Source organism: Mesorhizobium sp. M0185 (assembly GCF_040322175.1).
Taxonomy (GTDB): Bacteria; Pseudomonadota; Alphaproteobacteria; order Rhizobiales; family Rhizobiaceae; genus Mesorhizobium.
The window spans coordinates 86,139-110,439 of the sequence record NZ_JAMYSY010000007.1 but is presented as its reverse complement, the minus strand read 5'-3'; the positions used below and the strand labels follow the sequence as shown (position 1 = coordinate 110,439).

Annotated in this window: 25 protein-coding genes; 9 read left to right on the top strand and 16 right to left on the bottom strand. The window is 62.7% G+C overall.

What is annotated here, in order from left to right; all coding sequences use genetic code 11:
- Positions 1–244: 244 nt before the first annotated feature.
- The 14 genes from NKJ20_RS08290 to NKJ20_RS08225 all read right to left on the bottom strand — a co-directional run bounded on the left by NKJ20_RS08290 (position 245) and on the right by NKJ20_RS08225 (position 13,392).
- Positions 245–874, bottom strand: a complete 630-nt coding sequence (locus NKJ20_RS08290; protein WP_352453800.1) for a sarcosine oxidase subunit gamma — start codon at positions 872–874, stop codon at positions 245–247.
- A complete protein-coding gene (locus NKJ20_RS08285; RefSeq protein ID WP_352743484.1) occupies positions 867–3,848 on the bottom strand; it encodes a sarcosine oxidase subunit alpha in 2,982 nt (993 codons plus the stop codon). The genes NKJ20_RS08290 and NKJ20_RS08285 overlap by 8 nt, the downstream gene beginning before the upstream one ends.
- A gap of 223 nt (positions 3,849–4,071) precedes the next feature.
- Complete coding sequence (locus tag NKJ20_RS08280) at positions 4,072–4,347, bottom strand: sarcosine oxidase subunit delta (RefSeq protein WP_352453798.1); 276 nt, start codon at positions 4,345–4,347, stop codon at positions 4,072–4,074.
- Positions 4,348–4,365: 18 nt separating this feature from the next.
- On the bottom strand, positions 4,366–5,619 hold the full coding sequence (locus tag NKJ20_RS08275; RefSeq protein WP_352489495.1) for a sarcosine oxidase subunit beta family protein: 1,254 nt from the start codon (positions 5,617–5,619) through the stop codon (positions 4,366–4,368).
- 36 nt (positions 5,620–5,655) lie between these two features.
- Complete coding sequence (glnT, locus tag NKJ20_RS08270; protein WP_352453796.1) at positions 5,656–6,963, bottom strand: type III glutamate--ammonia ligase; 1,308 nt, start codon at positions 6,961–6,963, stop codon at positions 5,656–5,658.
- 33 nt (positions 6,964–6,996) lie between these two features.
- On the bottom strand, positions 6,997–8,325 hold the full coding sequence (locus tag NKJ20_RS08265) for an FMN-binding glutamate synthase family protein (RefSeq protein ID WP_352743482.1): 1,329 nt from the start codon (positions 8,323–8,325) through the stop codon (positions 6,997–6,999).
- Positions 8,326–8,331: 6 nt separating this feature from the next.
- On the bottom strand, positions 8,332–8,994 hold the full coding sequence (locus NKJ20_RS08260) for a GltB/FmdC/FwdC-like GXGXG domain-containing protein (RefSeq protein WP_245274607.1): 663 nt from the start codon (positions 8,992–8,994) through the stop codon (positions 8,332–8,334).
- A gap of 94 nt (positions 8,995–9,088) precedes the next feature.
- Complete coding sequence (locus tag NKJ20_RS08255) at positions 9,089–9,982, bottom strand: class II glutamine amidotransferase (protein WP_352743480.1); 894 nt, start codon at positions 9,980–9,982, stop codon at positions 9,089–9,091.
- 84 nt (positions 9,983–10,066) lie between these two features.
- A complete protein-coding gene (locus NKJ20_RS08250) occupies positions 10,067–10,399 on the bottom strand; it encodes a hypothetical protein (protein ID WP_352502042.1) in 333 nt (110 codons plus the stop codon).
- A complete protein-coding gene (locus tag NKJ20_RS08245; protein ID WP_352743478.1) occupies positions 10,396–11,076 on the bottom strand; it encodes a hypothetical protein in 681 nt (226 codons plus the stop codon). Before NKJ20_RS08245 ends, NKJ20_RS08250 begins: the two co-directional genes overlap by 4 nt.
- 46 nt (positions 11,077–11,122) lie before the next feature.
- Complete coding sequence (locus NKJ20_RS08240; RefSeq protein ID WP_352472309.1) at positions 11,123–12,523, bottom strand: APC family permease; 1,401 nt, start codon at positions 12,521–12,523, stop codon at positions 11,123–11,125.
- Positions 12,524–12,538: 15 nt separating this feature from the next.
- On the bottom strand, positions 12,539–12,700 hold the full coding sequence (locus NKJ20_RS08235) for a hypothetical protein (RefSeq protein ID WP_023673991.1): 162 nt from the start codon (positions 12,698–12,700) through the stop codon (positions 12,539–12,541).
- Positions 12,701–12,715: 15 nt separating this feature from the next.
- Entirely contained in the window at positions 12,716–13,093 is a 378-nt protein-coding gene (locus NKJ20_RS08230; protein ID WP_023673992.1) for a hypothetical protein, read from the bottom strand.
- 11 nt (positions 13,094–13,104) lie between these two features.
- Positions 13,105–13,392 (bottom strand): hypothetical protein, encoded by a 288-nt coding sequence (locus tag NKJ20_RS08225; protein WP_023673993.1) that lies wholly within the window; start codon positions 13,390–13,392, stop codon positions 13,105–13,107.
- 286 nt (positions 13,393–13,678) lie between these two features.
- Between NKJ20_RS08225 and NKJ20_RS08220 the strand changes: the two genes are divergently transcribed.
- The 6 genes from NKJ20_RS08220 (at position 13,679) to NKJ20_RS08195 (ending at position 18,545) form a co-directional block, all read left to right on the top strand.
- Complete coding sequence (locus tag NKJ20_RS08220; protein WP_352743476.1) at positions 13,679–14,812, top strand: aminomethyl transferase family protein; 1,134 nt, start codon at positions 13,679–13,681, stop codon at positions 14,810–14,812.
- A 14-nt stretch (positions 14,813–14,826) separates the two neighbouring features.
- A complete protein-coding gene (locus NKJ20_RS08215; protein WP_352743474.1) occupies positions 14,827–15,423 on the top strand; it encodes a dimethylamine monooxygenase subunit DmmA family protein in 597 nt (198 codons plus the stop codon).
- Complete coding sequence (locus NKJ20_RS08210) at positions 15,420–16,385, top strand: PDR/VanB family oxidoreductase (RefSeq protein WP_352743473.1); 966 nt, start codon at positions 15,420–15,422, stop codon at positions 16,383–16,385. The genes NKJ20_RS08215 and NKJ20_RS08210 overlap by 4 nt, the downstream gene beginning before the upstream one ends.
- A gap of 9 nt (positions 16,386–16,394) precedes the next feature.
- Positions 16,395–17,435 (top strand): heme-dependent oxidative N-demethylase family protein, encoded by a 1,041-nt coding sequence (locus tag NKJ20_RS08205; protein WP_352743471.1) that lies wholly within the window; start codon positions 16,395–16,397, stop codon positions 17,433–17,435.
- 158 nt (positions 17,436–17,593) lie between these two features.
- Entirely contained in the window at positions 17,594–18,142 is a 549-nt protein-coding gene (locus NKJ20_RS08200; RefSeq protein WP_352743469.1) for a hypothetical protein, read from the top strand.
- Positions 18,132–18,545 (top strand): hypothetical protein, encoded by a 414-nt coding sequence (locus NKJ20_RS08195; protein WP_352743467.1) that lies wholly within the window; start codon positions 18,132–18,134, stop codon positions 18,543–18,545. Before NKJ20_RS08200 ends, NKJ20_RS08195 begins: the two co-directional genes overlap by 11 nt.
- A gap of 65 nt (positions 18,546–18,610) precedes the next feature.
- Here the strand turns inward: NKJ20_RS08195 and NKJ20_RS08190 are convergent, their stop codons facing one another.
- Positions 18,611–19,330: a helix-turn-helix domain-containing protein gene (locus tag NKJ20_RS08190; protein ID WP_352452528.1), complete on the bottom strand. Its 720-nt coding sequence runs from the start codon at positions 19,328–19,330 to the stop codon at positions 18,611–18,613.
- A gap of 259 nt (positions 19,331–19,589) precedes the next feature.
- Between NKJ20_RS08190 and NKJ20_RS08185 the strand changes: the two genes are divergently transcribed.
- A complete protein-coding gene (locus tag NKJ20_RS08185) occupies positions 19,590–20,948 on the top strand; it encodes a trimethylamine monooxygenase (RefSeq protein WP_352743465.1) in 1,359 nt (452 codons plus the stop codon).
- Positions 20,949–20,973: 25 nt separating this feature from the next.
- On the opposite strand, the gene NKJ20_RS08180 is transcribed toward NKJ20_RS08185, so the two are convergent.
- On the bottom strand, positions 20,974–22,311 hold the full coding sequence (locus tag NKJ20_RS08180; RefSeq protein WP_352612309.1) for an aminotransferase-like domain-containing protein: 1,338 nt from the start codon (positions 22,309–22,311) through the stop codon (positions 20,974–20,976).
- A 112-nt stretch (positions 22,312–22,423) separates the two neighbouring features.
- Here NKJ20_RS08180 and NKJ20_RS08175 point away from each other — a divergent pair, with 112 nt between their 5' ends.
- Entirely contained in the window at positions 22,424–23,398 is a 975-nt protein-coding gene (locus tag NKJ20_RS08175; RefSeq protein ID WP_352743463.1) for a substrate-binding domain-containing protein, read from the top strand.
- 72 nt (positions 23,399–23,470) lie between these two features.
- Positions 23,471–24,301 (top strand): ABC transporter substrate-binding protein, encoded by an 831-nt coding sequence (locus NKJ20_RS08170; protein WP_502902564.1) that lies wholly within the window; start codon positions 23,471–23,473, stop codon positions 24,299–24,301.

Here is a 24,301-nt window from a genome sequence, read left to right as displayed (position 1 = left end):
ACAAGTTTGCCTGTGCGTGAAATTATTTTAGCGGGAAGAATAGCAGGGGGATCGGGTTTGGCAAGGTGAAGGTGGCACAAGCTCCCCCTTCTCCCCTTGTGGGAGAAGGTGTCGCCGAAGGCGACGGATGAGGGGTGTTCCAGGGAACGCCAGCCTCTCACTCCGCTGGAACACCCCTCATCCGTCTCGGCGCTGCGCGCCGATCCACCTTCTCCCACAAGGGAGAAGGGAAGACGCGCCAAGGCTATGCCAACTCCTCGCTGTGGCTGATCTCGACGCCATACTCGGCGGCAGCGTCCAGCATCGTATGCCACAGGCTTTCCGCGAAGGTGGCGAACACCAGAAGATTGAACACCGCCTGTCCGTCCGGCCGGTCATTGCCGCGCCACAGATTGACGCCGGTATGGTCGATCGATGTCGCGGCAGCGGTGCCGGCCGGGAACGCCGCGGGGTGCAGGTCTAGCGACGACAGTTTGGCCAGCATCGCGCGCGCCTTTTCTCCGGAAACGCTGATCAGCGCGCGGGCATGCGACTGGTCGGACAACGAGGCGGATTGCGCAAACGCCTGGCTCAGCGGTTCGCTCGCGTGCTTGCCGCCATTGGACAGGACCAGGAACTGATCCGGTCCCGACCAGATCAGCGTAGCGTCGGGAGCTCGGGTCGCCTTCGGCGTTTCCGGGGCGGCAACGCCGAAGCGGGTTTCGGCGGCCTTCGCCAGTTCTGCCGCTTTGCCGCGCCGCGCCATCACCTGGATCAGGTCGAAATTGCGGATCTCGGTGAGCGATACGCCGGCCGCCGTGCCGCGCGCGCCACAGGCGCCGACAACAAGCGCTTTCTCCAGCGGACTGCGGGCAATCCAGGAAAACTCAGCCACGCTGGCGCCCTCCATCCGGATCGTAGAAGACGGGACTGCACAGCTCGACATCGTAGTCTTCGCCGCGCAGCGGGTCTTGCGCATGGACGATTTCGCCGATGCGCTCGCGCCCGCGCTCAACCAGTGCCAACCCGATCCACTGGTCGAGCGTCGGCGAGAAGCAGACCGAGGTGACGTAGCCCTGGTCGTTATCGGGACCGGGCGTCTCGCCCTTCGGGAGGATATGCGCGCCGGAACGCAGGCGGCGCGTCTTGTCGACCGGCTTGATGCCGACGACGACCTGCCGGTCTGGGGCAATCAGCGCCTCGCGCCCGGCCATGACGCGGCCGATGAAATCTTTTTTGGTCGACATCATCTTGCCGAGGCCGAGGTCGGCGGCCGTCGTCGTGCCGTTCAGCTCCGGTCCGGCGACATGGCCCTTTTCGATGCGCATGACGCCGAGCGCCTCGGTACCGTAGGGCGTAACGCCGAACGGCTTGCCGGCCAGCATCAAATTGCGCGCCAGCGTCTCGCCATAGCGGGCGGGAACCGAAATCTCGAACGCCATTTCGCCCGAAAACGAGATGCGGAACAGCCGCGCCTTGATGCCACCGCGAAGCGCGACTTCCCGCGCCCCCATGAAGGGAAAGCCCTCGTTCGACAAATCCTCCGCCGGATCGACCATTTCCCGAAGCAGGTCCCGGGTCTTCGGCCCGGCGATCGAGAACTGCGCCCATTGATCGGAGACGGATGTCAGCTGCACGTCGAATTCGAGGAACAGCACCTGCCGGCAGAATTCGAGATGCTGCATCACCAGCCCGGCCTTGGCGGTGGTGGTGGTCAGGAAATAGTGGTCCTCGGCCAGCCGTGACGTCGTGCCGTCGTCATAGACGATGCCGTCCTCGCGCAGCATCAGCCCGTAGCGGGCTTTGCCGACGGCGAGACTGGAGAAGGTGTTGATGTAGACGCGGTCGAGAAAGGCGCCGGCATCCGGGCCGTGCACGTCGATCTTGCCGAGCGTCGAGACATCGCAGAAGCCGACGCCGGAGCGCACCGCCTTGACCTCGCGGGTGACCGATTCCAGCCAGTCCTTTTCGCCGGCGCGCGGATACCATTGCGCCCGCTTCCACAGGCCGGTGTCGACGAACACCGCGCCCTGTTCGGCTGCCCAGTGATGCGACGGCGTCAGTCGTGTCGCATGAAAATTCTCGTCGCGATGATGGCCAGCGAAAGCGCCGATGGCGACCGGCACATAGGGCGGCCGGTAGATCGTCGTGCCGGTTTCGGGGATCGATTTGTCGCTGATTGCCGCCATGATGGCGAGACCGGCGACGTTCGAGGTCTTGCCCTGGTCGGTGGCCATGCCGAGCGTCGTATAGCGCTTGAGATGCTCGACCGATTCGAAACCTTCGCGCTGCGCCAGTTCGATGTCGGACGCGGTCACGTCGTGCTGGTAATCGACGAAGGCTTTCCCTTTGCCGGCCACATACCAAAGCGGCGTCAGCGAAAACGCCTCGCTGTCGGCGACCGGCGATGTGCCGGCATTGCCGCTGCGTCCAGCATTCTGCGCTGCCGCAGCACCCGCGGCAAAGCCCTGGCGCAGGCAGTCGCCCAGCCCGAAGGCGCCGTTGGCGGCGCCGACGGCCACCATGCCGGGCGGCGCACCATCCGGCACGAAGGCTGCGATATCGTCCTGCCATTTCGGCTGGCCGCGATGATAGGAGGTCAGCCCGACCGCCGGATTCCAGCCGCCGGACACGGCAAGCCCGTCGGCTTCGACTTCCGCCCGTGCGCCGCCGGTCAGCGCCACCACGATTTTCCGGACCCCGTCCTTGCCGCCTTCGACCCCGCTGACCGAGCCGTTGAGCACGGCAAAGCCGCCTTTGGCGGCAAGCGCGCGATGCGCGGCGGAGACGTCCGGGCGCGCATCGACGACCGCCGCGATCTGCAAACCGGCGCCAAGCGCGGTCTCGACCGTGCGCCAGCCATCCTCATTGTTGGTGAACAGCGCGATCCTCCTGGCAGGGGTAACCGCGTAGCGCGCGACATAGGTCCGCATCGCCGAAGCCATCATCACGCCCGGCGTGTCGTTACCGGCAAAGACGATCGGCCGCTCGATGGCACCGGCGGCGGCGACGCAGCGCTTGGCCACGATCCGCCACAGCCGCTGGCGCACCTGGTGCTCGGGCGGCGAGGGCAGGTGGTCGTTGACCCGCTCGATTGCGCCATAGGTGCCGCCATCATAGACGCCGAACAATGTCGTGCGGGTCATGATGCGGACATCGGGCAGTGTGGCGAGTTCGGCCAGCGTGCGCGTAATCCATTCGGCCGCCGGCGCACCGTCGATCATGCCGCCGTCGGCGAGCAGACGGCCGCCAAGCACAAAATCTTCCTCGCACAGGATGACGCGGGCGCCGCCGCGCCCGGCCGCCAGTGCCGCAGCCAGCCCGGCCGGGCCGGACCCGGCAATCAGCACGTCGCAATGCGCCCAGGCCTTGTCGTAATGGTCGGGATCGGCGACGCCTGCAGCGCGGCCGAGGCCGGCGGCGCGGCGAATCGTTGGCTCGTAGATCGTTTCCCAGAATTTCGCCGGCCACATGAAGGTCTTGTAGTAGAAGCCGGCGACGAAGATCGGCGCGAACAGCTGATTGACCGCCATCAGATCGTGGCGCAGCGACGGCCAGCGGTTCTGGCTGGCGGCTTCGAGCCCGTCATAGAGTTCGGCCGTGGTCGCCTTGGTGTTCGGCTCGCGCCGCGCTCCGCTGCGCAGTTCGACCAGCGCGTTGGGCTCCTCCGAACCAGCGGTCAGGATGCCGCGCGGCCGATGGTATTTGAACGAGCGGCCGACCAGCTTGACGCCATTGGCGATCAGCGCCGAGGCCAGCGTGTCGCCTTGGAAGCCGGCAAAGCTCTTGCCGTCGAAGCGGAAGGCCAGCGGCGCGGCGCGATCGATGAGACCGCCTGATACGAGACGATAGGGCTGGCTGGAGGTCACGTTTGCTGGCCCTTAAGCAGGAGCGCCGCGCTGCCCCTCATCGCCCTGCCGGGCACTTCTCCCCGTATAGGGACGGGGAGAAGGGGGTTGGCCGCAACCTCGGCGCCTTTCAGGGAACGTCGATGATTGGCGAAACAATCGATGACGGCGCCCTTCTCCCCGTCTCTATACGGGGAGAGGAGGCCGGCAGGCAGGTGAGGGGCGGCGCTAACCTGGACAGAATTCATCTTGCAGCCTGCCTCGCACCAACGCCTGCAGCCGGTTCGACCGCCGAAATCTCGTGCGTCAGTGTGTTGCGGGCGACCTTCAGCCAGGCCCGGCAGCCGCCGCCATGATACCAGAATTCGCTCATCGGCCCGGCGACATTGTCGCGCAGATAGACGTAGTCGAAGACCTCGTCTTCGGTGGCGCCGGCCGCCGGACGCACCGGCTTGGCGTCGCTCAGATAGGTGAACTCACCGAGTTCGCGTTCGCCGCAGAAGGGACAGACAATGCGCATTGCTTCTTCAGCCAGCCTTCAATGCAGGTTCGGTTGGGCGCCCTGGCCCTTTTCGTCGATCATCGCACCTCGCCGGAAGCGGTCGAGGCGAAAGCGGGCAGCCTCCTTGTGCGGCTCGTCGCGCGCCAGCAGATGGGCAAAGACCAGGCCGGAGCCGGGCGTCGCCTTGAAGCCGCCATAGCACCAGCCGGCGTTGAGATAGAGCCCGTCGACCGGTGTTTTGTCGATGATCGGCGAGCCGTCCATCGACATGTCCATGATGCCGCCCCACTGACGCAGCAGCCGTATCCGGCCGATCATCGGCATCAGCGCCATGCCGCCTTCGCAGACGTCTTCCATGACAGGCAAATTGCCGCGCTGGGCGTAGGAATTGTAGCCGTCTATATCGCCGCCGAAGACCAGGCCGCCCTTGTCGGACTGGCTGACGTAGAAGTGGCCGGCGCCGAACGTCATGACATTGGGGATCAGCGGCTTGATCGCCTCGGAGACGAAGGCCTGCAGCACATGGCTTTCGATCGGCAGCCGCATGCCGGCCATCGCCGCGACGCGCGACGAGGAGCCGGCGACCGCCATGCCGACCTTGGCCGCGCCGATCCTGCCGCGGCTCGTCTCGACGCCGGTCACCTTGCCGCTGCCATCGCGGACAAAGCCGGTCACTTCGCAATTCTGGATGATGTCGACGCCGAGCGCGCTCGCCGCATGCGCGTAGCCCCAGACCACGGCATCGTGTCGTGCCGTGCCGCCGCGTCGCTGCAAGAGGCCGCCCTGCACCGGGAAACGTGCGTTGTCGAAGTTCAGGAACGGCATCATCTTCCTGACCGCCGCCAGATCAAGCAGTTCGGCATCGATGCCGTTGATGCGCATGGTGTTGCCGCGCCGCGCATAGGCGTCGCGCTGCGCGTCGGAATGGTAGAGGTTGATGACACCGCGCTGGCTGACCATGGTGTTGTAGTTGAGGTCCTGCTCCATCCGCTCCCACAGCTTCATCGACAGCTCGTAGAAGCCGGTATTGCCGGGCAGCCCGTAATTGGAGCGGATGATGGTGGTGTTGCGGCCGGCATTGCCGGAGCCGATCCAGCCCTTTTCCAGCACGGCGACATTCCTGATGCCGTATTCGCTGGCGAGGAACCATGCCGTCGCAAGGCCATGGCCGCCGCCGCCGATGATCACCACGTCGTAGTGGCTCTTTGGGCTGGCGTCGCGCCAGGTGCGCTGCCAGTTCTTGTGGCCGGAAAATGCCGCCCGGGCGAGGGAGAAGATCGAGTATTTCATGAACCTGTTTCGCGCCGGGCGTGCAACAATTCCGGATCAGATGTCGAGCGTGTGGTCGCGCTCCCACTGGGTGAAGTGGGAAGCATAGGAATTCCATTCCTGCTGCTTGAGCTTTAGATAGGCCGACGAGAATTCCTCACCCAGCGCCGTCTTGAGCGATTTGTCGTTGTCGAATTCGCGCAATGCGTCGAGCAGGTTGAGCGGCAGCTTCGGCGCGCCCTCGACCGTATGGCCGAACTGGTACATGTCGATATCGTAGCGCCGGCCGGGGTCGGCCTTCGAGCGGACGCCGTCAAGCCCGGCGGCGATGATCACCGCCTGCAGCAGATAGGGGTTTGCCGCGCCGTCCGGCAGGCGCAGCTCGAAGCGGCCTGGCCCAGGTACGCGCACCATGTGGGTGCGGTTGTTGCCCGTCCAGGTCACCGTGTTCGGCGCCCAGGTGGCGCCGGAGATGGTGCGCGGTGCGTTGATGCGCTTGTAGGAATTGACCGTCGGGTTGGTGATGGCGGCAAGCGCGGACGCATGTTTCATGATGCCGCCGAGGAAATTCCTGCCCTTGGCCGACAGGCCGAGCTCCATCGCATTGTCGGCAAAGACATTGGTCTTGCCGTCTTTGTCCCACACCGAGATATGCGCATGGCAGCCATTGCCGGTCAGGCCCTGGAAGGGTTTAGGCATGAAGGTTGCGCGCAGGCCGTGCTTTTCGGCGACCGATTTCACCATGAATTTGAAAAAGGAATGCTTGTCGGCGGTCGCCAGCGCATCGTCGAAGGCCCAGTTCATCTCGAACTGGCCGTTGGCGTCCTCGTGGTCGTTCTGGTAGGCGCCCCAGCCGAGCGCCAGCATGTGGTCGCAGATCTCGGCGATCACGTCGTAGCGGCGCATCACCGCCTGCTGGTCGTAGCAAGGCTTCGACGCCGTGTCATATTCGTCGGAAATCGTCTTGCCATCCGGCGAGATCAGGAAGAATTCGGCCTCGACGCCGGTCTTGATGTGCATGCCGTCGCCAGCGGCCTCCGCGATCAACCGCTTCAGCGTGTTGCGCGGCGCCTGCTCGACCGATTTGTCGTCCATGATGCAGTTGGCGGCGACCCAGGCGACCTCCGGCTTCCAAGGCAACTGGATCACCGAGGCCGGATCCGGCACCGCCAGCATGTCGGGATGCGCCGGCGTCAGGTCGAGCCAGGTGGCAAAGCCGGCAAAGCCGGCACCGTCCCGCTGCATGTCGGCGATCGCCTGCGCCGGCACCAGCTTGGCGCGTTGTCCACCGAACAGGTCGGTGTAGGATATCATGAAATATTTGACGCCCTTCTCCTTGGCGAAGGCGGCGAGATCGTTCCCCATTATAGTTCCTCGCTTACTGGCATATGGTTTGTTTTAGAAGCCGGTCTTGCCCGGTATCCAGTTGGTGCCGGCCAGCGGCACGCCGGCCATGGCGGCGGCTTCGATCGTCAAGGCCACAAGATCCTCGGGCTCGAGATTGTGCAGGCTGTTCTTGCCGCAGGCGCGGGCGATTGTCTGAGCCTCAAGTGTCATCACCTTAAGATAATTCGCCAGCCGTCGGCCGGCCGCAATCGGATCGACCCGTTTCATTAGCTCGGGATCCTGCGTGGTGATGCCGGCCGGGTCGCGACCCTCATGCCAGTCGTCATAAGCGCCGGCGGTGGTGCCGAGTTCGTTGTATTCCGCCTCCCAGCGCGGGTCGTTGTCGCCGAGCGCGACAAGCGCTGCCGTGCCGATCGACACCGCATCGACGCCGAGCGCCAGCGCCTTGGCGACGTCGGCCCCGTTGCGTATGCCGCCCGAGACGATCAGCTGCACCTTGCGGTGCATGCCGAGATCCTGCAGCGCCTGCACCGCCGGCCTGATACAGGCAAGCGTCGGCTGGCCGACATTTTCAATGAACACTTCCTGGGTTGCCGCCGTGCCGCCCTGCATGCCGTCGACGACGACGACATCGGCGCCCGATTTCACCGCAAGCGCGGTGTCGTAATACGGCCGCGCGCCGCCGACCTTGACGTAGATCGGCTTTTCCCAGTCGGTGATCTCGCGCAGTTCGAGGATCTTGATCTCGAGGTCGTCCGGCCCGGTCCAGTCGGGGTGGCGCGAGGCCGAGCGCTGGTCGATGCCCTTCGGCAGCGTGCGCATTTCGGCGACGCGGTCGGAGATCTTCTGGCCGAGCAGCATGCCGCCGCCGCCGGGTTTGGCGCCCTGGCCGACGACCACCTCGATCGCGTCGGCACGGCGCAGATCGCGCGGGTTCATGCCGTAGCGCGACGGCAGATACTGGTAGACCAGCGTTTTTGAGTGGCCGCGCTCTTCCTCGGTCATGCCGCCGTCGCCGGTGGTCGTCGAGGTGCCCGACAGCGTCGCGCCGCGGCCGAGCGCTTCCTTCGCCGGCCCGGACAGCGAGCCGAAGCTCATGCCGGCAATGGTGATCGGGATTTTCAGTTCGATCGGTTTTCTCGCATAGCGCGAGCCGAGCACGACGCTGGTGTCGCAGCGCTCGCGATAGCCTTCGAGCGGATAGCGCGAGATCGAAGCACCGAGGAACAGAAGGTCGTCGAAATGCGGCAGCTTGCGCTTGGCGCCGGCGCCGCGGATGTCATAGATGCCGGTCGCCGCGGCGCGGCGGATCTCGGAAAGCGTGTAGTCGTCGAAGGTCGCGGATTTGCGCGGCGTCGTCGGCGGGTTGCGATAGGTCATTGAGCCTCAATACGCGTCGGCGTTGTCGATATTGAAATTGTAGAGGGTACGAGCCGAGCCATAACGCTTGAACTCCGCCGCCTTGACGCCGGTCACGCCGGCGCGGTCGAGCAAGCCTTGCAGCAATTCGAGATGCTCGGGCCGCATCTCCTTGGCGATGCAGTCGGCGCCGAGGCTTTCGACCTTGCCGCGCACGAAAAGCCGCGCCTCGTAAATGGAATCGCCGAGCGCATCGCCGGCGTCGCCCAGCACCACGAGGTTGCCGGACTGCGCCATGAAGGCCGACATGTGGCCGATATTGCCGTGGACGACGATGTCGATGCCTTTCATCGAGATGCCGCAGCGCGACGACGCGTTGCCTTCGATGACGAGCAACCCGCCCCGGCCGGTGGCGCCGGCATACTGGCTGGCATCGCCTTTGACGACGATCTGGCCGGACATCATGTTCTCGCCGACGCCGGGCCCGGCCGAGCCATGCACGGTGATGGTGCCGCCGTCGTTCATGCCGCCGCAATAATAGCCGACGCTGCCGCGCACATCGATGGCGACCGGCTGGTCGACGCCGACGGCGACCGAATGGCTGCCTCGCGGGTGGAGCACCTCCCAGGCTGTCTCATTCGAACCGGGCGCCAGATCGTGCAGCGCCTGGTTGAGCTCGCGCAGCGACATTTCGGCCAGATCGAAGACCCGTGACGCATGGCCCGGCTCGCGAGCCGCCTTGGAGAGGTTGCCCGTATTGAAGGCATTGCTTGCCGGCATTGGTTCAATGCTCCCAGAAATAGACGGTTGCGGGCTCGGGTTCCCAGACCTTCGCATTGTCTATGCCGGGCAGTTTGGTGAGCGCACGATATTCCGAGCCGAAGGCGACATACTGGTCGGTTTCGGCCATTACGGCGGGCTTGCAGGCGATCGGATCGCGCACCACGCCGAAGCCGTTCTTGGTGCCGACGACGAAGGTGAAAAAGCCGTCGAGATCGCTCAGCGTGCCTTCCAGCGCCTCGCCCAGATTCTTGCCATGTGCCATCTGCGAGGAGAGATAAGCGGCAGCGACCTCGGTGTCGTTCTCGGTCTCGAATGTCATGCCTTCGCGGATCAGCTCGCGGCGGACATTGTTGTGGTTGGACAGCGAGCCATTATGCACCAGGCACTGGTCGGCGCCGGTCGAGAACGGATGCGCGCCCATCGTCGTCACCGCCGATTCGGTCGCCATGCGGGTATGGCCGATGCCGTGCGTGCCGGTCATCTCGCGGACGCCGAAACGGTCGACGACCGCTTCGGGCAAGCCGACTTCCTTGTAGATCTCGACGACGTCGCCGGCGCCCATGATGCGGATGTCGGGGCGCAGCGCCTGGATCGTCTCGCGCGCTTCGTCGATCTTGGCAGGCGTCGTCCGGACCACCGCATGCGTCGACTTCGCAGCAATGTTCACCGGCGCGCCGATTGCCTTGGCAAGTTCGGCGTCGAGGCCGCGGAAATCGCGCTCCGGCTTGGCCGACTGGATGGTGATCTTGGCTTCATTGGAGGACGCGCCATAGATGGCGATGCCGGCGCTGTCGGGACCGCGATCGCTGAGCGAGATCAGCATCTCCGACAGCATCGCGCCAAGCTGGGGCTCGAGCGACTTGTCCTTCAAAAACAGTCCGACGATTCCGCACATGTCAGCCTCCGCGAGTTTGTTCCCTCCGAGATGTATCGAATGAGTCCCGGGAATTCAATTGGTATGAAAAAAATTTTCCTGTCGTTATATATCGGCTGAGGCGCCGCCGGCCGCACTATCGCTGCGCTGGCCGCCATTGTGAACCCATTTGGCATAGCGGATGCGGGCGATCTTGTAGGCATCCAGGATCGACAGGGCATAGATCAGGAAGCCGCCGGCATGGCGTCCGACGAAGCTGGCGTCGGGCGGCGCGATCTTGGCGGTGATCCAGGCAAGGATCACCATGAAGAACAGGAATTGCAGGCCGCGCACCGGCACGCCGAGCACGACATGCCCGCTCGCCGGCAAAACGATCGCAGCGCCCAGAACCAGATAGGGGCTCGGTGGTGCGGGGGAGGTGGTGATCTGGCTGATCATGCCGCTTGCCGTTCGCTTTGATTGATGGCATCGCGCAGCGCCGAAGCCGACGACAGCAGCCTCTCGATCAGCACCGGATCGAGCCTGACCGCGCCGAATTCGGCTTGCCGGAATACGCCGTAGCGCGCCCGCTCGGCCTCGGCCAGCAGCCAGACGATGCGCACGCCGTTCGGCGTGATCAGCAATTCCTTGGCGCGCTCCTCGGCAAAGACATCGAGGTGGCCGGCGATGATGGCTTCGGGGAAGCGCACGCCCTTGCGGTCGCTCCGCAGCACCGCCTCGGCCGGAAACCCCGCCGCCTTCGGCAGCGGATGGACGAGATGATCGAAATTGGAAAAAGTCGTCGGCGATCCCGGCCGCATCATCATATCGAAAGTGCCTGGTATCGCGACCTTTTCGGTGATCGAAACGCTCAGCCAGCGCGCGGGCAGCTTCCTGATCGCCAGCGTGTCGACGATGGTCCGCACCTGCACCCGCCGGCCGTTCCACGAGCCGGCGAAGGTAACGACGCCGGCAGTGCCGTCCGAGACGTTGGCCGCGTCGGGGATGACGGCGCGGACGCCGGCTTCGTCGGCGGCAAGCCCGGTCGAAGCCTTGGCGCGACTGGCCCGCGCAAGCCAGGCTATATGGAGGACGAGAGCCAGGGCAACCGCCCCGGCGAGCAATGCTGAGATCACCTAACGCACCTCGTCACGCAAATGCCCGCCCAGACCGGGCGCGCCGTCAGTAGCCCTGCGGCTTCGGCCACGGCATGGTGAACTGGGCACCACGGCGCACGAATTTGTAGCGGTAGAAGTGGAACCACAGCGAGATCAGGAAGTAGAAGGCGACCATGGCGATCAGCTGCGAGCCGAAGCCGAGGAAGATCGCAAAGAAGGTGACCACGCAAAGGCAGAACAAGACGATCGCCGGCAGCGGATGGAACGGATGGGTGTAGCCGCGGCGGATCGAGCCGAGCGGCCACTTTTTCCTGAACATGATGATGTTGATGCTCATGAAAGTGTATTGCAGCACGCCCGACAGGATCGAGAAGGTGATCGCCTGGTTGAGGTCGGCGATGAAGGCGAAGGCGAGCGCGATCGGCAGCAGAAACAGGATCGAGCGATAGGGCGTGCGGTATTTCGGATGCACCGCCGAGAACCAGGTCGGCAGATAGCGGTCGCGGCCGAGCGAAAACCAGGCGCGCGCGGCGTCGTTGATGCAGCCATTGGCGGAGGCGAGCGCGGCAAGCAGCGTCGCGATGAACAACAGGTTCTCCAGCAGCGCACTGCCGGTCAGTTTGCCTGCATCCCACAGCGGATAATAGGTGATGCCGAGATATTCCCAGGGCATCATCGAGGCGCAGACATACCAGGTCATGGCGGCGGCGATCAGAAGCGTGATCATACCGGCCATCGTGCCGTAGGGCAGCGAGCGCGCCGGCGAGCGCACTTCCTCGGCGGCCTGCGTGGTGCCCTCGATGCCGAGATAATACCAGATGCCGAACTGGAAGGCGGCGATGACGCCGATCCAGCCGTAGGGCAGGGCGTTGCCCGGGGTCACCAACTCGTTGAGCTTGAGCACGGCGCCTTGCGTCCATGGGCTGACCGAGAAGAACAGGATGACGATCGAGACATAGGCGATGGCGGTGATGACGAAGTTGACGTTGAGCGTCATCAGCACGCCGCGATAGTTCAGCCATGCCAGCACGACGATTGTCGCGGCGATGAAGGAATTGTGGTTGAGGCCCTCGACGCCGGCCTTGGCGACGATGGTGTCGCCGAGCAGGATCGCGTCCGACACTTCGAGCATGGTGTAGGCAAAGACCAGGAACAGCGCGACGTTGAAGGCCATCAGCGGCCCGACAATGTGCTTGGCCTGCGCATATTGGCCGCCGGCGGCGGCAACCGTCGAGGTCACTTCGGAATCGATCATCGCGACCGAGGTGTAGAGCAGCCCGACGATCCAGCAGACGATCAGCGCCGCCAGCGCGCCGCCCTTGTCCGCCGCGAAATTCCAGCCGGTGAATTCGCCGACCAGAACGATGCCGACACCGAGCGCCCAGACATGGGCGGGGCCGAGCACCCTGAGCAGTGAAACCCTGTCGCCCTGCACTTGCACCGCTGGTTCAGCCGTGATCGTCATCGTTCAATCCCCCACTCAGATCCGGTGTTTTTCGGACACGGCTTCAAGTTCGCCTTCCCTGGACGAGGTCAGCATCTCTTCGGAATAGGTCGTGTCGATCTTGAACCAGTCGTAGAGCATCCACAGCGCGAGCACGATCGAGATGCCCCAGCATGCGTAAGAGAGTGCCACCCACATGACGATGCTTCCTATCTATTTGTCGCCGAACTTTTCGTCGATGACGTCGCGGTATTCGCGGTCCGATGCGCGGAACAGAAAGATGAAATAGCCGATCAGCACTGCCGCCATGATGATCAGCGTCGGCCAGTCGATGATGTAGTGGAACCGGTTCTGAATGATGTCGTGCGCGGTTTCCGGCGTGTAGCCGAGCTTTTCCCAGATCGAGGCCATGGTCGGGTTCTGGCCGAGCGCTTCCCACGTCTTGGCGTCGAGCGCGTCGATGGATTTTGCCGCCCCTGCCAGCCCTAGTTTCAGCGGCAGCCACAGCGCGACGAAAATCGCGACCACGACGACGGCGATATCGAAAACCTGTCCGGCCTTGCTCTGTTCGGGCGGTGTATAGCGGGCCATGCGTCTCCCCCTCAGGACTTGCGGTTGCGGTAGGCGTCGGCATTCTTGATGTCGAGGCCGTAGATGAAGTCCTTGTCTTCCTTGTAGTGGTTGACCATCGCCAGGATCGCGGCCGTGTTGAAGATCAACACGGCGGCGGCGGCGACCGCGACGACGAGCTTGATGCCGGCGTCGGGGACGTATGGCCACGTCATGAACAGGACAAAGAGGATCGTCGCCCACAGGCAGACGATCAGGAGCATGGATCCACGCACGTCGGAACGGTACAGCGCTTCCACGCGCTGTTGCAGGTCGGACATCGGCTTTCCCCTTTTTCAACGCCGGTCCGGATTGGCCGGTCATTGCCCTCTTTCAAGAGAGTGAAATTTTTTTCATAAAATCCGGCCGAATTCTGGAATTGTCAAGACGATTTTACGCGACGTTAACCGTTTGTTTGAGCTCGCCGGATTTGCCTGACAATGAAATTATTTGCTTACGGGTATTGCAGGCTCCCGGCGTTTGCGATCAATATTCAAGCCAACGCTCCCGCCTGTGTGCAGGGAGCAGGGGAAAGCAAAAAAGTTTCTTTCTAACGGAGGACAGCGGATGACGGCATCCTGGAGATTTTCGACGCTTGCGGATCGCCATCGCGCGCTCGGCTCGAAGCTCGAGGACTGGAGCGGCATGGGCACCGCCTGGACCTACGACAAGGACGCCGACGAAGAGTATATCGCCATCCGCACCAAGGCCGGCCTGATGGACGTGTCCGGCTTGAAGAAGGTCCACATCACCGGGCCGCACGCCTCGCACCTGATCGATCTGGCGACGACGCGCGACGTCGAAAAGATCTATCCCGGCAAGTCGGCCTATGCCTGCATGCTCAACGAGGCCGGCAAGTTCACCGACGACTGCATCCTCTACCGCACCGGCCCGAATTCCTGGATGGTCGTGCATGGCTCGGGCACCGGCCATGAAGAGCTGCAGCGCGCTTCCGTCGGTCGCGACGTGTCGCTGCGCTTCGACGACAATCTGCACGACCTTTCGCTGCAGGGGCCGCTAGCCGTGGATTATCTGGCAAAGCATGTGCCCGGCATTCGCGACCTCAACTATTTCCATCACATGCAGACGCAGTTGTTCGGCTTCCCGGTGATGATCTCGCGCACCGGCTACACCGGCGAGCGCGGCTACGAGATCTTCTGCCGTGGCCAGGACGCCGGAACGATCTGGGACAGGATCCTCGACGAGGGCAAGAGCGCCGGCATCATCCCGTGCCGCTTCACCACGCTCGACATGCTGCGCGTCGAGAGCTACCTGTTGTTTTACCCCTACGACAATTCGCAGAAATACCCGTTTGAGAACGAAGGCCCGGGCGACACGCTGTGGGAGCTTGGTCTCGACTTCACCGTCAGCCCCGGCAAGACGGGCTTTCGCGGTGCCGAGGAGCACTACCGCCTCAAGGGCAAGGAGCGCTTCAAGATCTTCGGCGTGCTGCTCGAAGGCAAGGAGCCGGCCGACGAGGGCGCACCGGTCTATCGCGACGGCAAAAAGGTCGGCGTGGTGACCTGCGCAATGTATTCGCCGCTGGTCAAAAAATCGATGGGCATTGCCCGGCTAGACGTCAACTGCGCGGTGCAGGGCACCAGGCTCGAGATCCGCAACAAGAGCGGCACCATCAGCGCAACCGCCGAGCCGCTTCCCTTCGACGATCCGAAGAAGACCAAGCGCACGGCGAAAGGCTGAGGCATACTGCGGGTATGGCAGCGAAAAGCATCATCAGCCGGCCGGTCTATGGGACCCTGTCTCCGCAGCCCGGCAAGCATCATCTTTTCGTAGCGGACGCAGAGGGAGCGCTGGCGATTGCCGATCTGGCCGCCAAGGCACCGGCGGATTTCTTCGGCGGCGCCCACATCATCTTCATTCCCGGCCGCGACGGTAAATATGCCGATGCGCTCGAAGCACTGAAGCCGGCGCAGTTCTACCTCGGCCATTCCTTCGCCAGCGCCCTGCCGCGGCTGAAGCAGACGCTGGCCAACGCCCATATGGGCCTCAGGCTCTATCTCGCCGGCACCGAAGGGCTTATCGGCCAGGCCATGCAGGCGGCGCTCGAAGCCGGCATCGACCACACCTCGATCCAGACCGAGCATCGCGGCTCGCTGGCGCGCCGCATGCAGTGCGTCCATTGCAAGGGCATCACCGACAACGTGACGACGCAGCCGGCAACCTGTTCGCATTGCGGCCTCTTGCTTCTGGTGCGCGACCACTATTCGCGGCGCCTCGCCGCCTTCCAGGGCGTCTGCATCAACGCCGAGGACCGCAGCGAAATTCCTCCGACCGAGGAGGTCTTTCGATGAGCACCGGCACCACCAAGCTCGATGTCGTCGTCAGCGATGTCGTCCCGATCAACGAACTGGTGACGCGCTTTCATTTCCGACGGCGCGACGGCGAGCTTTTGCCGACCTTCTCCGGCGGCGCCCATGTCGTCGTCGAGATGCGCGATGGCGAACGCACCAGGCTCAATCCCTATTCGCTGATGGGCTCGCCGCTCGACACCCGCGAATACACCATCTCGGTGCGCCGCGACGACGCCGGCCGCGGCGGCTCGCTGTTCATGCACAGGCAGGTCCGGCCGGGCACGGAGATGGTGGTCAGCTACCCCGTCAACCTGTTCTCGCTCGATCTTCGGGCCAGGAAGCATCTGATGCTGGCCGGTGGCATCGGCATCACCCCGTTCATGGCGCAGACCGCGCAGCTGGCGGCGGAAGGCGGCAATTTCGAATTGCACTACACCTGCCGCACCGCCTCGCTCGGCACCTATGCCGATCTGCTGAGAGAGCGCTACGACCGCCGGATCAGGCTCTATCACGACGACCGCGACGAGCGCGTCGATCTCGACCGGCTGCTGTCGTCGCAGCCGCTCGGCACGCATCTCTATGTCTGCGGCCCGTCCGGCATGATCGACTGGGTGCGCGATCGCGCGGCTGCCTTAGGCTGGCCTGCCGAGACCGTGCATTTCGAGCATTTCGCGGCACCGCAGCCCGGCGCGCCCTTCGACGTGACGCTGGCGCTCAGCGGCAAGATCATCCGTGTCGACGAGCAGCAGAGCCTGCTCGAGGCGATCGAGGCGGCCGGGGTCGATCCGCCCTATCTCTGCCGCGGCGGCGTCTGCGGCCAGTGCGAGACCAACGTCATTTCGCATGACGGCAAATTCATCCACAACGACCACTGGCTGAGCGAGGAAGACCACCGTTCGGGCTGCAAGATCATGCCCTGCGTCTCGCGCTTCGAGGGCCGGTCGCTGGTGCTGGAAAGATAGGAGGCGAGCTTGGGCATCACCTTTCGCAAGGAAACGTTCCGCGACGACTTCACCTTCAGGAACAGCCCCGAGCACATCAGGCGGTTCCCGTTCCCGTTCCACGAAGACAGCTACATGTATGCCGTCAACATCGAGCCGCATGTCGCCGGGCCGAAGGGCAGCGTGCTGGAGAATTTGATCGACGTCGACGAGCACTATGTCGCCGAGATGCAGGACCGCGCTTTGGTGCTGGCCGAGGATCCGCTGCGCTGCCAGTCGCTGCCGCACATGACGCTGGCCGGCTGGGATCTGCTCGAGCTTTTGATGGAGCAGCAGGCGCTGGGCTATCCCGAGCATTTCACGCTGACGCGCCATGGCGACCGCTGGCGCTGGATCAACCGACCGCTCGGCATCGACGACAGCTTCACCTTCGGCGACGTCTCGACGCTGCCCTATGGGCCGATGGAATACATCACCCGCCAGAGCCAGGGCGATTTCTGCATTCTCGACCAGCGCGACGGCAATCTGTGGATGGATGCCGGCATGGTCACCACCCAGGCCGACTGGTCGCTCGATTTCGACATCGGCATGAACTTCTTCGAATGGCACGCGCCGGTGCCGCTGGCGCACGAGAAGGGGATATTCGTCCGGGCGCTGAAATTCCTCACCAACATCCAGCAGGGCAAGCCGGCGCGGCGGCTGAACTGGACGATGACCATCAATCCGCGCCTCGATACCAGCCCGGAAAACTACCACAAATGGGGTCCGGACCGCGCCACGGTGACGCCAGAAAATGTCGGCGACAAGGTTCATCTGCGCGTCGAGCTGCAGAGCTTCTGGCGGCTGCCGCGCTCGAATGCGATCGTCTTCCCGATCCGCTGCTACCTGATCAAGATGGACGAGCTGGTGACGCAGCCGAAATGGGCAAGGCGCCTGCACCGCGTCATCCGCGACCTTCCCGACGAACTCGCCAACTACAAAGGCCTGACGCGCTATCGCGCGACATTGGTCGAGTGGCTGTCGAAACTGGATGACGGCAGTGCGACATCGCCGGGGTTCGGGCCGGATTGACAGGTGGCATCTTGGAGCTGATCTATCATACACCCATATGAAGGCTTACTATGATGATGGTTCTGCCGATATCCCGCTGACACGTTCTTACCCAAAGAACGAGGCCACTCGACTCCTCCGCCAAAGATGCATTAGAATTCTGCCGGACGGGGGATGAAATGAATTCATTTTGGCAGGAAACGTACAATTCGTTTCGGAATACCTATGGTTTCTTGTTTGCCGCCATTGCACTTATCGTATCTCTTTCCCCGGTATTTTTGCCAGCCGGCTTGATAAGTCAAGTTGACGCTAGGTGGCTGATTGGCAGTGTTCTTATATTCGTTATGTTCATATCAATATTTATTGATATGAGCTATAGAGCTTTGCTGGAAATTAAGAAGAATATCGAAATACCTCGTATAATTGTCGCAAGAGAGAATGACGGGCAGAGACTGCTGCTTCTGTCTCCGTCAAATTTATTTGGCATTGATTCAATTGTATCTATCTATCACAATGACGGCGATTTTGAGCTATTATGTGGAATCGGAAGGGTGAATACGATACAGTCTAAGGGTAATATTCAAGTTCTAATTGTTAAAGAACTCGGGGATAAGAATATTTGGAAGAATATATTTGGAAGAGAATCAAAGAGTTTTAAAGAATCAATTATTGTAAGGCCAAATATACCCTACTCATATCTTTTACCGGAGGCTGATCATGCACAGTAAATATCACGATTTCTCGCTGGGTACTGTCGTGACCGTAATGGATAGTGGTAAAGCCGTCGTTATAAATAGGGGCCTTCGCGACGGAGTTGGCCAAGGCGACGCATTTTTGATTTTTGGTATTGGTCCAAATATCACTGACCCGGAAACTGGTGAAGACCTCGGACAACTTGAGCTCGTTAGAGGGCGGGGAAAGGTTGCGCACGTTCAAGAGCGCATGGCGACAATTGTGAGCACTGAAGTTAAGGTCGGAGAGATCACTAAAAGAGTTGTTGAGCCAAGCAGGATGAGCGGCGGTTTGGGTAGTCTGTTTCGGCCCGATTCTGAAACAATAGAAGAGCGCAAACCGCCAGCAATTGTTCCGTTTCGCGGTGTTAAGGAAGGCGACAAAGCAAAGCCGGTCTAAATGCCAAGACAGTAGAGTCAAAGGCGTATGAATTAACACGCGGCAATGTCAGTGAGGAGGGTTTCTCACCCCGCGCTCTGCGGATAACAGATGATCGACAAATACCGCATCGGCAGAACGCTCAGCACTTCCGGTCCGTGCGGCGCATCGGCGTCGAAGAACAGGCTGTCGCCAGGCTTCATCGGGTAGAGATTGCTGCCGTGCCGGTAAACCACCTCGCCCTCGAGCATATAGAGGAATTCCATGCCCTCGTGCTGGAAGGTCGGGAACACGTCGGAATCCTCGGTCAGCGTGATCAGATAGGGTTCGACGACGACGCCGCTGGTGTTGGAGCCGATATGGCCGAGCAGATTGTACTGGTGGCCGGCGCGCGTACCGCGGCGTTCGACGTCGAGGCCTTCGCCGGCCTTGACGAAGACGGCGCTGCGCTCTTCCTCGAAGCGGCGGAAGAAGGCGGTGACGGGAACGCCGAGCGCCCGTGACAGCGCCTGCAACGTGGTCAGCGATGGCGAGGTGATGCCGTTCTCGATCTTCGACAGCATGCCAAGCGAAATGTCGGTGGCGGCAGCCAGATCGGCCACCGTAATGCCGAGCTTCTTGCGGAAGGCCCGCACCTCGCGGCCGATGGCGACCTCCAGGACCTTTTCGCGGGTGTCGCGAATGGCGTGCGGGTTCTGGGTGAGCGGCGCGCGTATCTTGCGCGGATCGATTGCAGCGACCGACGGCTTGGCCTTGGCGGCGACGACGGCCGCAGCGGGCTTTAGACTGGATGCTTTTTTCGCCATGTTGCCACCCCGGACCTTGCCGATTCATTTCACTCACGGTGAACATATTCGGTGCCGATACAGAAGCGCAACTGCCACGGCAAGCCACCCGTGTCGAATTGCGCAATGTCTGGATTTCGCCCGAGCTACTGCGTCGCTTGGAAATCCAGCTGGGCGAAACGCGGTTTCGCGACAAGCCCTGTTGACAGCATCGAAGGGGCAATTACTGTCCTGTCAGTGAAATTTGTTTCGTTAGGGAAATGAGATCGGGAGGCCCGCAATGAAAGATCGTGTTGCCGTCATCGGAGCCGGGCCGTCCGGCATGGCCCAGCTCAGGGCCTTCAAGTCGGCCGCCGACAAGGGCGCCGACATTCCCGAGATCGTCTGCTTCGAAAAGCAGTCCGACTGGGGCGGCCTGTGGAACTACACCTGGCGCACCGGCCTCGACGAGCACGGCGATCCGGTGCACGGCTCGATGTACCGTTACCTCTGGTCGAACGGCCCGAAGGAATGCCTCGAATTCGCCGACTACACCTTCGAGGAGCATTTCGGCCGGCCGATCGGCTCCTATCCGCCGCGCGCCGTGCTGTGGGACTACATCAAGGGCCGCGTCGAAAAATCCGGCGTGCGCCAATGGGTGCGCTTCAACAGCCCGGTGCGCATGGTGACCTTCTCCGAAACGACAAAAAAATTCACCGTCACCGCGCATGACCGCACCAGCGACGTCACCTACTCGGAAGAGTTCGACCATGTCGTCGTCGCCTCGGGTCATTTCTCCGTGCCCAACGTTCCCTATTTCGAGGGCTTTTCGACCTTCAACGGCCGTATCCTGCACAGCCACGATTTCCGCGACGCCATGGAATTCAAGGGCAAGGACATTTTGATAATCGGCCGCTCCTATTCAGCCGAGGACATCGGCTCGCAATGCTACAAATACGGCGCCAGATCGATCACCTCCAGCTACCGCTCGAAGCCGATGGGCTTCAAATGGCCGGAGAACTGGAAGGAAGTGCCGCTTCTGCAGAAGGTCGTCGGCAAGACGGCGCATTTCAAGGACGGCAGCACCAAAGACGTCGACGCCATCATCCTGTGCACCGGCTACCTCCATTCCTTCCCGTTCCTCACCGAGGATTTGAAGCTGAAGACCGCCAACCGCATGTGGCCGGACGGGCTCTACGAGGGCGTCGTCTGGGAGAAAAACCCGAAGCTGTCCTATATCGGCATGCAGGACCAGTTCTACACCTTCAACATGTTCGACGCGCAGGCCTGGTTCGCCCGCGACGTCATCATGGGCCGCATCAAGCTGCCCTCGGCCGAAGCGATGGCCGAGCACGGCCGGAAATGGCGGGCACGTGAAGAAACACTTGAAGACGCCGAGCAGATGATCTGGTTCCAGGGCGACTACACCAGGGAGCTGATGGAGCAGACCGACTATCCCGGCTTCGATGTCGAGGCTGTCAATCAGACCTTCATGGAGTGGGAGCACCACAAGGCGCAAGACATTATGGGCTTCCGCGATCACGCCTACCGCTCGCTGATGACCGGCACGATGGCGCCGCTGCACCATACGCCCTGGCTGCAGGCGATGGACGATTCAATGGAAAGCTATCTCGAGGTGAAGGGCGTCGCGGCGGAGTAGCAGTCCGAACGGCGATTGACTTGCCTCAGACAACTTCCCGCGCCGGGTCGGCTGCCAGCGCCAGGGAATTTGCGACGTGCTCGAGGTGCTCCTCGTCCAGAATGCTGGTCGCGACGCGGACAGCGTTCGTTTTTCCGGTCGAAAACTTCGCTCCGGCATGGACCGCGATGCCGTGGGCGGCCAGCGTGACCATCGCGTAAGGTTCCGAAGCAACCGGAATGAGGACGCTGAGACCGTGTCCGGCGTCGATATCGACATTGCGTTTGGCCAGTTCGCCGGCGAGCCGTTCGCGACGGCCGCGGTATACCTCCTTCGCCTGCTCCACCAGGGCGGCCGTGGCCGGGTCTTGCAGCAGCCAGGCGGTGGCTGCCTGCAGGATGCGGCTGGTCCATCCCGAGCTGAAGCTGCGGTAGGACTGGATCTGCTCGACGATCGTCGCCGATCCGGACAGCACGGCGAGCCGCAGATCCGGGCCGTGGGTCTTGGAATAGGACAGGATATGGACGACGCGATCGGGAAAACGCCGGCCAAGCGAAATGCGCGGCGCCGAGGCAATATCGCCGACGCCGTCATCTTCGACAATCAGCACGTCGGTGCCGGCGAGCAGGTCGCCGATGACTTCCAGCCGCGCCGACGACATGCAGGCGCCGGTAACCGAATGGACGCGCGGCTGGAACAGGAACGCGACGGGCCGCTGCCGCAGAGCGTTGGCAAGTGCATCCGGCAAGGGACCGTCGCTGTCGCAGTCTACCGGGATGATCGGCACATCGAGATCCTCGAGGATGTCGAGCAGGCGAAGCGCCGTCGGGTTCTCGATGGCTACCGGCGCCCCCGGCGGGACCAGCGCATGCAGCAAGGTGTAGATGGCGTTGTAACCGCCATTGGTGGCCAGGAACGCGCCGGGATCGTACGGCCATGACGGGCGCACTGCGGCCTCCAGCTCGGGCAGGATGCGCACCCGCTCGTAGCTGTTGAGCTTTTCGGCGCGCGCACCATGCGCCAGCGCGATGTCGAGCGGCGGCAAGAGCCTCACATCGGGCTCCGCGATCGCCAGGTTCAGAACATCCTGTCCGTAATTGCCGCCGCTCATGTGGCGCTCGGGCCGGGCGGCAAAGCGGTTGCCCATGATCCAGGTGCCGTTGCGTCCGCGGCCGCCGATGATCTTGTAGCGCCGCAACTCGCTCCACGCCTGCGAGACCGTCGCCGGGCTGACGCCAAGCACATAGGCCAGATCGCGCACCGGCGGAAGCTTTGCGCCGACAGGCAGCGCGCCGCTTCTGATCAGCGCACTGGTCTCGCGCGCGATGCCGCGCATCGTGCGGTCGCCAAGGCGATCAGCGAACCATCCTGCATCGAAATCCATCGGCACCCGCGGCGACCATCAAAGCTAATGTTCAATAACATAATAACATTTGATCGGTCAAAAATAAACATTTACCAATCGCCGGTCAAACATAGCGTTGAAGTTCATGCCGATGCCCGTTTCCATCACTGTAGCCACCCGCGATTGGGACTATCTCACCCCTTTGGTGCTGGGTGACGTTATTTCGAGCCGCTTGTCGGTGAAGGTTGATCGTGTCGCCACGCTGATCGCGGATATCGGTACCGATCCGAACTTCGATGCGGCGGAGGTCTCATTCAGCCGTTATGTGTCGGCCATGGCTTCGGGCGTCGATACGGTGGTTGGACTACCGTGCTTCATCATGCGCGGCTTTCGCCATCGCTGCATCATAACGGTCGAGACCAGCCCGCTGGAACGGCTTTCCGACCTTGCCGGCAAACGCATCGGCGTGACCGGCTGGCGCGATTCCGGCAACACATGGACGCGCGCGGCGCTTCGCCGGGAAGGCGTTGGCGTCGAGGATGCCCATTGGTTCGCCGGCAGGCTGACATCGGAGCACCCGGTCACCGACCGCCTCGACGGATTCGGCAGGCCGGGGCGCATCGAAGCAGCACCAGGCGAGCGCCCGATGATGGAGCTGCTGTCGCAAGGCGAGCTCGACGCCGTTTTCACGCCCTTCATGCCGGACGGCTTTTTCGGCCCGGCTTCCGGCTTCCGGCAAGTGCTGCGCGATTTTCGCGCGGCCGAACGCGCCTATTTCGCCGACGTCGGTTATGTCCCGGGCATGCATCTGGTCGCCGTCAAGGCCGCCCTAGTCAGGGAGCACCCCTGGCTGCCGCAGGAACTCGCCAGGCTGATCAACGAAAGCCAGCGCGTCTGGACGGCAAAGCGCCGAAAATATGCCGATACCTCGCCCTGGATCCTCGAGGAGCTGCTTCATGCGGGGCGCGACCTGCCTGCCTCCTGGAACGCCAGCGGCCTGCCGGCCAACCGGCGCATGATCGAGGATTTCGTCACCGAGCTCCATGCCCAGGGCATTCTGGCGGAACCGATTTCCGCCGAAGCCTTGTTTCCTTTCGAGGCCAGATCGCGGGCCACCGCAGCCTGACAACGCACAACGAAGAACACGAAGGAGAATGCCATGAGGACAATCAGCTTCATATTCGCCTCGCTCGTCACCATGCTGGCGCAGGCCAGCTTTGCCCAGGATATCCAGAAGCAATCGGTGAACGAGGATTTGCGGGCCCGGCTGCCGGAAGAGATCCGCACGGCGGGAAAGATCACCGCCGTCAACAACGGCTCGTTCCCGCCCTATGAGATCGTCACCGGCACCGAACTGTCGGGGGCGACCAGGGACATTTCCGACGCCATCGGCCAGCTGCTCGGTGTCGAGATCGATCATGCCTCGGTCGCCGGCCTGCCGGCTTTGCTGAGCGGTATCAATGCCGGCCGTTATCAGTTCGCGATGGGGCCTGTCGGCGACTATCCCGACCGGCAGAAATCCAACGACTTCATCGATTGGGTGCGCGAATACGTCGTCTTCGCCGTCGAGAAGGGCAACCCGCAAGGCATCACCTCGCTCGACACCGCGTGCGGCAAGCGCATCGCCGTCATGTCGGGTGGCTCGGCCGAAAAGGTCATCAAGCAGCAGGCGCAGAAATGCACCGAGGGGGGCAAGCCGGCCGTCGAGGTGCAATCCTTCACCGACCAGCCGAGCTCGATACTGGCCGTCCGGTCGAAACGCTCCGACGCATTCTTCTCCTCGCAGGCGCCGCTGACCTATTTCGTCGAGCAGGCGAAGGGCCAGCTGGAACTCGCCGGGGTCGGCCAGGCCAACGGCTTCAAGGACATCTATCAAGGCGCCGTCGTCAAGAAGGGCTCGCCGCTGGGCGGCGTGCTGCTCGACGCGTTCAAGATCCTGATGAAGAACGGCACCTACGCCGTGGTCATGAAGAAGTGGGGTCTCGAGAAGAACATGATCGATGCGCCAGGCATCAACCAGGGCCGGTAG